General features: G+C 62.2%; 6 protein-coding genes. 2 read left to right on the forward strand and 4 right to left on the reverse strand.

Features of this window, described 5'->3' with window-relative positions; all coding sequences use genetic code 11:
- Nucleotides 1-100: 100 nt before the first annotated feature.
- On the forward strand, nucleotides 101-2,275 hold the full coding sequence (locus G6K99_RS17735; protein WP_174197335.1) for a malate synthase G: 2,175 nt from the start codon (nucleotides 101-103) through the stop codon (nucleotides 2,273-2,275).
- A 76-nt stretch (nucleotides 2,276-2,351) separates the two neighbouring features.
- Here G6K99_RS17735 and G6K99_RS17740 read toward each other — a convergent pair whose 3' ends face one another.
- Entirely contained in the window at nucleotides 2,352-3,035 is a 684-nt protein-coding gene (locus G6K99_RS17740; protein WP_113167228.1) for a L,D-transpeptidase, read from the reverse strand.
- A 188-nt stretch (nucleotides 3,036-3,223) separates the two neighbouring features.
- Between G6K99_RS17740 and G6K99_RS17745 the strand changes: the two genes are divergently transcribed.
- On the forward strand, nucleotides 3,224-3,712 hold the full coding sequence (locus tag G6K99_RS17745) for an MmcB family DNA repair protein (RefSeq protein ID WP_113109942.1): 489 nt from the start codon (nucleotides 3,224-3,226) through the stop codon (nucleotides 3,710-3,712).
- A 10-nt stretch (nucleotides 3,713-3,722) separates the two neighbouring features.
- On the opposite strand, the gene G6K99_RS17750 is transcribed toward G6K99_RS17745, so the two are convergent.
- The 3 genes from G6K99_RS17750 to hrpB all read right to left on the reverse strand — a co-directional run bounded on the left by G6K99_RS17750 (nucleotide 3,723) and on the right by hrpB (nucleotide 8,316).
- Nucleotides 3,723-4,298: an ActR/PrrA/RegA family redox response regulator transcription factor gene (locus G6K99_RS17750; protein WP_062463032.1), complete on the reverse strand. Its 576-nt coding sequence runs from the start codon at nucleotides 4,296-4,298 to the stop codon at nucleotides 3,723-3,725.
- Between the two features lie 67 nt (nucleotides 4,299-4,365).
- Nucleotides 4,366-5,691 carry an ActS/PrrB/RegB family redox-sensitive histidine kinase gene (locus tag G6K99_RS17755; RefSeq protein ID WP_174197350.1) on the reverse strand — a complete coding sequence of 442 codons (1,326 nt, stop codon included), beginning with the start codon at nucleotides 5,689-5,691 and terminating at the stop codon, nucleotides 4,366-4,368.
- A gap of 126 nt (nucleotides 5,692-5,817) precedes the next feature.
- Nucleotides 5,818-8,316: an ATP-dependent helicase HrpB gene (gene hrpB, locus G6K99_RS17760; RefSeq protein WP_174197336.1), complete on the reverse strand. Its 2,499-nt coding sequence runs from the start codon at nucleotides 8,314-8,316 to the stop codon at nucleotides 5,818-5,820.
- Between the last annotated feature and the right edge of the window lie 490 nt (nucleotides 8,317-8,806).

An 8,806-nucleotide genomic window follows, 5' to 3' on the forward strand; every position in this document is an offset into this window, starting at 1 on the left:
TCGGCCCATGATTTCATGGTCGATGGCATCGTCGGCGATTGACAGACAAAGTCTTGCGGGCAATCTGCATGTCACCAAAAAATCATACGGGAGGCGCGGCATGACTCGCATCGAAAAAAACGGACTGCAGATCGATCAAAAGCTGCACGACTTTCTGGTTACCGAAGCGCTTCCCGAGACCGGTATTGATGCCGACCATTTCTTCGCCGAGTTTTCCGCGATCGTTCACGACCTTGCGCCGAAGAACCGGGCGCTTCTGTCCAGGCGCGATGCGTTTCAGCTCGAGATCGACGAGTGGTACCGCAAGCACGGTGCACCGAACGACCTGGCTGCCTACGAGGAATTCCTGCGCGAGATCGGCTATCTTCTTCCCGAAGGACCCGATTTCCAGGTCTCGACGGAAAACGTCGATCCGGAAATTGCCGGCATCGCCGGCCCGCAGCTCGTCGTCCCCGTGATGAATGCACGCTATGCACTAAACGCCGCCAATGCGCGCTGGGGTTCGCTCTACGATGCGCTTTACGGCACGGACGCCATCCCTGAAACAGATGGTGCCGACAAGGGCAAGGGCTACAATCCGGTTCGCGGCAAACAGGTAATCGCCTGGGTGCGCGACTTCCTCGATCAGTCGGCCCCGCTTTCCGGTGCCAGCTGGAAGGATGCAGCCTCCCTCAAGGTGGAAGATGCCGCCCTGTTCGTGACGCTGTCGAACGGCGAAGTGACAGGCCTGACCGATCCGACGCAGTTTGCCGGCTATCTGGGCGAGCCGAACCGGATCCTGCTCGTCAGAAACAACCTACATGTCGAAATCGTCATCGATCCGGCAACCGCGATTGGCAAGGACGATCCGGCTCACATTTCCGATGTCAGGATCGAATCGGCGATCACCACAATCATGGACTGCGAGGATTCGGTCGCCGCTGTCGACGCTGAGGATAAGGTTGCTGTCTATCGCAACTGGCTCGGCCTGATGAAGGGCGATCTCTCGGAAGAGGTTGCCAAGGGTGGCAAGAGCTTCCTGCGCACGCTCAACCCGGATTTCGACTATACGGCGCCGAACGGTGCAACCGTCGAGGTCAAAGCCCGCTCGCTGATGCTCATCCGCAATGTCGGCCACCTCATGACCAACCCGGCCATTCTCGACCGCGACGGCCATGAAGTGCCCGAGGGCATCATGGATGCCGTCGTAACCGCCCTGATCGCCATCCACGACATCGGTCGCAAGGATGGCGGCATCACCGGCCGCCGCAAGAATTCGAAGCTCGGCTCCATGTATGTGGTCAAGCCGAAGATGCACGGGCCGGAAGAAGTGGCCTTCGCAGCCGAGATCTTCACCCGCGTCGAACAGGCGCTCGGTCTTGCCGACAATGCCATGAAGATGGGCATCATGGACGAGGAACGCCGCACCACAATCAACCTCAAGGAAGCGATTCGCGCCGCGAAGGAGCGCGTCGTGTTTATCAACACCGGCTTCCTCGACCGCACCGGCGACGAGATCCACACCTCGATGGAAGCCGGCCCGATGATCCGCAAGGGCGACATGAAGCAGGCGGCCTGGATTGCGGCCTACGAGAACTGGAATGTCGATATCGGCCTCGCATGCGGCCTGTCTGGCCATGCGCAGATCGGCAAGGGCATGTGGGCCATGCCGGATCTGATGGCGGCGATGCTGGAGCAAAAGATCGGTCACCCGAAAGCGGGCGCCAACACCGCCTGGGTCCCGTCACCGACGGCCGCCACTTTGCATGCCACCCACTATCACACAGTCGATGTCGCCGAAGTCCAGAAGGGGCTGAAGACTCGCACCCGTGCTAAACTCTCCGATATCCTGTCGGTGCCCGTCGCCTCGCGGCCGAATTGGACGCCGGAAGAAATCCAGCGCGAACTCGACAACAACGCGCAGGGCATTCTGGGCTACGTCGTGCGCTGGATCGACCAGGGCGTCGGTTGCTCCAAGGTCCCCGATATCAACGACATCGCGCTGATGGAAGACCGGGCGACATTGCGCATCTCGTCGCAGCATATGGCCAACTGGCTGCACCACAAGCTCGTCACCGAAGAGCAGATCGTCGAGACGCTGAAGCGGATGGCGGCTGTGGTCGATGGCCAGAACGAAGGCGATCCGCTCTATACGCCGATGGCAGCTAACTTCGAAGCCTCGGTCGCCTTTCAGGCAGCGCTCGAACTGGTGCTCAAGGGTCGCGAACAGCCGAACGGCTATACCGAACCGGTCCTGCATCGCCGCCGGCTGGAACTCAAGGCAAAGGCCGGTTAATCCGGCCCGTCGCTCAGACAACAAAAAAGCCGCCGGGAAATCCTCGGCGGCTTTTGCATTTTCAGGCGTTGAACCCTTACTGGATCACGACGACCTTGGTGTTGCGGCCCGGACGGACGCGGCTGTAGAGGTCGATCACGTCCTGGTTCATCAGACGGATGCAGCCCGACGAAGCGGCGGTGCCAATCGAGGCCCATTCCGGCGTTCCATGCAGGCGGAACAGTGTGTCCTGGCCCTTTTCGTTGAACAGATACATGGCGCGTGCACCAAGCGGGTTCGACAGACCGGGGCCCATGCCGTTTTCGACATAACGGGCGATGTCCGGCTTGCGCACTGCCATTTCCTTCGGCGGATGCCAGTTCGGCCATTCCTGCTTCCAGGCAACATAGGCGGTACCCGACCATGCGAAGCCCTGCTTGCCGACGCCGATACCATAGCGCATCGCACGACCACCCGGCAGGATGAAATAGAGATGACGCTCGCGGGTGTTGACGATGACCGTTCCCGGCCGCTCATTCGTCTCGTAATTGACGACCTGGCGAACGAACTGCGGCTTCACCCGGTTGATCGGGATCGCCGGCAGGGTGTAACCTGCATCGGTGATCGACCCATACGAATCGGTAAAGATCTGCGCCGTCTCGATACGGACCGGAGCTTCGGCCTGGGCGACCGTCCGGGGTGTGTCGGACGTAGTGGAGCAGCCGGCCAGGGCAGAGGTTGCCAACAGGCCGAGTGCGAGCATGCTGTTGCGAAAGCGCATGGATGTCTCTTGATGTACGAATCGATTGAAATGGGCGCTCAGGCGCCTTCGGACCCGTTATTTTCCATAGCGCAGCGCTTGGCAAGCGATAGCAGTGAGCCAGGGGATCGCGCTTCCACGAATGCAAAAGGCAATGTCCTTTTTGCAACATCCGTAACCCCCCGGAGGGGCTGTGACAGGTCAAGTGCATGACGATATTGAATATTGCCAATAATAACCCGCTGGTCGACGGCCGTCAGTCGTCGCGGGCCATGATGGTCCGCCGGGGCATGCAGATCCTGCTCCATGACATGCGGCATGCCATTCTTCCGGAAATGGCGCTTTCAAATGGTCGCCGCGCCGATCTGATTACAGTGTCGGAGAAGGGCGAGATCTGGATCATCGAGATCAAGACGTCCATCGAGGACTTCCGGGTCGATCGCAAATGGCCAGATTACCGCGCCTCCTGCGACCGGCTGTTCTTCGCCACCCACAAGGACGTTCCGCTCGATATCTTCCCGGAGGATTGCGGCCTGTTCCTGTCCGATGGCTACGGCGCCCACCAGATGCGCGAGGCACCGGAACACAAGCTGGCGCCCGCATCGCGCAAATCGATCATGCTGAATTTCTCCCGTCTCGCCGCGCGAAGGCTGATGCTGGCCGAATGGGCGACCGGCAAAAGCTTCGACGACATCTGACCGGCGATACTTACTTCGGTGCGCGCTTGGCAAGGATCCGCTGCAGCGTGCGCCGGTGCATGTTCAGCCGCCTTGCGGTTTCCGAAACATTGCGCTCGCAGGCCTCGTAGACGCGCTGGATATGTTCCCAGCGCACCCGATCGGCAGACATCGGGTTCTCGGGCACATCCGCCTTTTCGCCCGGGCGCTGCATCAAGGCGTTGAACACATCGTCCGCATCCGCAGGCTTGGACAGATAGTCGAGCGCTCCAAGCTTAACAGCCGTCACCGCGGTCGCGATATTGCCGTAGCCGGTCAGCACCACGATCTTGGTGTCCGAACCGGACTTCTGGATGGCTTCGATCACGTCGAGACCGTTGCCGTCACCCAGCCGCAAATCGACCACGGCATATTTCGGCGGCCGGGCTTCGGCCTTGGCGATCCCTTCGGCGACCGATTCCGCTGCATCCACGATAAAGCCGCGGCTTTCCATGGCGCGCGCCAGACGCCGCAGGAACGGGCCATCGTCATCGACGAGCAGCAGGAAAGGATCGTCTCCGAGCTGGGCATCGTCGAGGGCGGGCATGTTTTCAGAATTCGTATCCATCGTCTGTCTCCACGGACAACGGTCCGTTGCTGCACTTCAATATGGGTCGCGTTGGCAAAGCGGCCACTCATTTTATCGCCGGCCGGTCCATCAGGCTGCGCGGCCATTCGATCCGGATCCGGGCGCCTGCCTTGCCGGCATCGCGGTTGCCGAACTTGAGCGATGCCCCCGATCGCTCCAGCAGCGTCTTGGCGATGAAGAGCCCGAGCCCGAGCCCACCCGCGCTTTCGTCTTCGCGAGACCGCGTGGTCATATAGGGCTCGCCGATATGGGCGAGTATATCCGGCGCATAACCCGGCCCGTCATCCTCGATCGTGATGGCGACCCGCGACGCGGTGTGTTCGGTGGTCACCGTGACCTTCTCTCTGGCATAATCGACGGCATTCTCGACAAGGTTGCCGAGACCATAGAGAATTGCCGGGTTGCGATTGCCGACCGGCTCGCCGGCAATGTCGCTTTTTTCGACGAGTTCCACATCGATGCCGAATTGCCGATGCGGCGCAATCACCTCCTCGATCAGCGACGACAGCGGCAGACGGCGCATATGCTCCTCGCTCTCGGTCGACAGCGATGTCAGCCGGCGCAGGATATCGCGGCAGCGTTCGCTCTGGCTGCGCAGCAAAAGCACGTCTTCGCGAAACCGGTCGTCTTCGCGCAGGTCGCGCAGCATTTCCTTGGCAACGACGCTGATCGTGGCAAGCGGCGTTCCAAGCTCGTGCGCGGCCGCGGCCGCCAGTCCGTCGAGCTGCGACAGGTGCTTTTCCCGCTCCAGCACCAGTTCGGTTGCGGCCAGCGCATCCGCCAGAAGCGCCGCCTCGCTCGAGACGCGGTAGGCATAAAAGGCGGCAAACATCATCATCGAGGCGATCGCGCACCAGACGCCGATCTGCATCACCGGCTGCGTCTCCAGCGTCTGGCCCGCATACCAGGGCACGTCGAAGGGCGAAAAGGCGATGGTGGTGGTGCAGATCAGGGCAAACACGATCAGCATGATCGAATGGCGCAAGGGTTGCGAGGCAAACGAAATGATCACCGGCACGCAGATCAGCGGCGCGAAGGGATTGGCAAGGCCACCGGTGATAAACAGCAGCGAGGCCATCTGCAGCAGATCGAAGCCCAGAAGCGCAATGACGGACCGCGGTCCCAGCCGATGCGTCGCTGGAAACCAGGCCGAGAGGGTAAGGTTCGCCACGGCAAGCGCCGCGATCAGGATTGCCGCCTCCATCAGGGGCAGCGGGAACTGCAGCACTAACGCGACGATCACCACCGTTGCCGTCTGTCCGGCAACCGCAAGCCAGCGCAGCCGCACCAGCGTCTGCAGGCGCATCCGCCGGCTGGATCGGCTGCGCACCGCATCGGAAAGGGCGATGACGCCGCTTTCGCTGGTCGCCATCTCGTCGCCGGACATGTCTCTGGTCGCCATCTCTTCTATGTCCCGCTTTCCGCTTCGACTGTCACGACGCTTTTCATAGCGCGCCGCATCTCGTGGTCGCAGGCGGCATTCTGTCACGTCTGCCTATCATGTCCCGCGCGGTTTCGCCCGCGCCGTCGGCAGAGCTTCTGCCGGATCTTCCGGCCACGGATGTTTCGGATAGCGTCCGCGCATGTCGGCGCGCACGTCCTTCCACGATCCTGACCAGAAACCGGGCAGGTCTCTTGTCGTCTGGATCGGCCGGTGCGCCGGCGATGTCAGTTCGAGCAGCAGCGGCAGGCGCCCGCCCGCTACAGCCGGATGGGTCTTCAGCCCGAACAGTTCCTGAACGCGGATCGACAGGGTCGGCTCGTCTCCGTCGTAGCGGATCGGATGCCGCTGTCCGGTCGGCGCTTCGAAATGCGTCGGTGCCAAGCGTCCCAGATCCTGCAGGATGTCGTAGGGAACAAGCGAGCGCAGTCCTTCCGAAAGACTGCCGGGCTGGATCGCGTCGATGCCGGAGGCCTGTCCCTGAAACGGAACGAACCATTCGGCAAGCCGGTCCAGCAGTGCTGCGTCATCCATGTCAGGCCAGGGCGCACCGATCGTCCGGTGAAGGAAGCCCAGCCTCTCGCGCAGCTGCGCGCCGTCCTTGGAAAACGGCAGGAACTGAAGGCCCAGTTCCCGCACGCCCTCGGCAAGTGCCAAGGCAGCGGCTTCGCCCGTCTTGCGGGGCAGGGGCTTTTCCTCGAACACGATCGCACCAAGCCGGGTCACCTTTCGGGCCCGCAGCTTCAGGCTCTGGCGGTCGAACACCGTCTCGTCCTGGCGAACGATCAGATCGTCGAGCTCGGCTTCGATCTCGGCACGACTGGTTTCGGCCGCGGCAAGGATCCGCGCTTTGACGGCCCGCCCCGAAAGATCGGCGATGACAAGCATCGTTGCACCGGCAAGCCGCTCGGTTTCGGGCAGTTCCGCCCCGCGGCCGTTTGCCATCACGAACCGCCCACGCCCGCCGCGCTGGATCGCCACCCGGTCCGGATAGGCGTGCAGCAGAAGCTGGCCGGCTGTCGCTGGCAAACCCGGTTGCGTCTTGCGGGGCAGGCCTGAGGCGATCCGCTCCGCAAGCCGCCTTGCGGCGTCGGCGCGCTCGCCTTTCTCATTGCGAAACCGTCTCAGCCTCTCGTCGAGATCCACATCCGATCCGCCCAGTCCCTGTTCGGTCAGCAATACGGCCAGCAGACAGGCCTGCCTTCCGTGGCCGTCGTCCGCCGCCGAAATCGTCATCGCCGCAAGACGCGGCGGCAGCGCCATGTCGCGCATGGTCTTGCCCCGCGCTGTCAGCCGCCCCTGCTCATTGAAGGCGCCGAGCTGGGTGAGAAGGCTTTTCGCCTCCTTGAAGGCAGCGGCGGGCGGCGGATCGAGAAACGCCAGCGATGCCGGATGCTCCACGCCCCAATGGGCAAGGTCGAGGACGAGGCTAGAGAGATCGCTCGCAAGGATCTGCGGTGGCGTGAATGCCGGCAGGGCCGCCGTCTGGCCGGGATGCCACAGACGAATGGCGATACCCGGTTCGGTTCGCCCGGCGCGTCCGGCCCGCTGATCCGCCGAGGCGCGCGAGGCCCGCACGGTTTCCAGTCGAGTAATCCCGGTCGAGGGCTCGAACACCGGAAGCCGCTGCAAACCGCTGTCGATCACGATCCGCACGCCGTCGATGGTGATCGAGGTCTCGGCGATCGAGGTCGCAAGCACGATCTTGCGCTGTCCGGCAGGGCAGGGCCGGATCGCCAGATCCTGATCGCGCTGCGAAAGATTGCCGTAGAGCGGCACCACCAGCGTTTCCGGGCCAAAGCGCCCTTGCAGTCGCTCAGCCGTGCGCAGGATTTCCGCCTGGCCCGGCAGAAAGGCAAGGATGGATCCGGTTTCCGACCGGTGCGCTTCGATGATCGCGCGCGAGACGGTATCTTCGATCCGCTCGCCGCTAGGCCTGTCCTGATGGCGGATCTCGATCGGGTGGCCTCGTCCCTCGCTGACGATGACGGGCGGATCCGAAAGCAGCCCGGCAACGCGTTCCACATCGAGCGTCGCCGACATCACGAGGATCCGAAGGTCTTCCCGCAGCGCCGACTGGACATCGAGCGCCAGCGCCAGGCCGAAATCCGCATCAAGCGAGCGTTCGTGGAATTCGTCGAAGATGACAGCGGAAATGCCCGCAAGTTCGGGATCGTCGAGGACCATGCGCGCGAACACGCCTTCGGTGACCACCTCGATCCGGGTTGCCGAGGAGATGCGGTTGTCGAGACGCATCCGGTAGCCGACGCGCCCGCCGACTTCCTCTCCTATAAGAGACGCCATCCGCGCTGCCGCGGCGCGCGCCGCAAGCCGCCGCGGCTCGAGCAGGATAATTTTGCCCCTGCACCACGGTTCGAAGACAAGTGCCAGCGGCACCAGTGTCGTCTTGCCGGCGCCGGGTGGCGCGGAGATGACAGCCCGGTTGCCGTCGCTGAGCGCCGACAGGATCTGAGGAAGCACGTCCGAGACCGGAAGCTTCGGCAGACCCGCGATGAGGGGCCCGCCTGACGATGCAGATGGTAATGACGCAGACATTCCTGAACTCGCTTTTGAACGCTCTCTATATAACGCTCTCTATATAGAGACAGATACGCGCCACGACGCGGGCGCTAGCCCTTGAAGACCGGATAGGGCAACCAGGGCAGTCGGGCTGGGACGCACCTCTTCTAGCAATCCGTCCTGACATAGGAATAGCCACTTCCGCAAAGGCAGGCTGCTCCACCACAACTGCCCGCTTTGTCATCACTGCCCAAATTCTATGCCGTATCAGTGGCTTCCGCTGACTTGTGAAAGAAAAATGACATTTTTGAAAAACCCCTGTTGACTTGTTCTGGGCCTCGGATCTATAACCCGCTCACTGAACGAGGGCGGCGGCGCTGCTAGCGACGGACTTCTTCGTTTCGGTGAAAACCTAAAAAGATTGGCAGATGCTGATTGGGGCCGGGTTACGGTTTGGCTCTTGGGTTTTGTGACGTTTTAGCCTTTTGGGGTGGGAATGTCGGTTCTTTGACAATTGAATATGAGA

Source organism: Neorhizobium sp. AL 9.2.2 (genome assembly GCF_013317225.1).
Classification (GTDB): Bacteria; Pseudomonadota; Alphaproteobacteria; order Rhizobiales; family Rhizobiaceae; genus Neorhizobium; species Neorhizobium soli.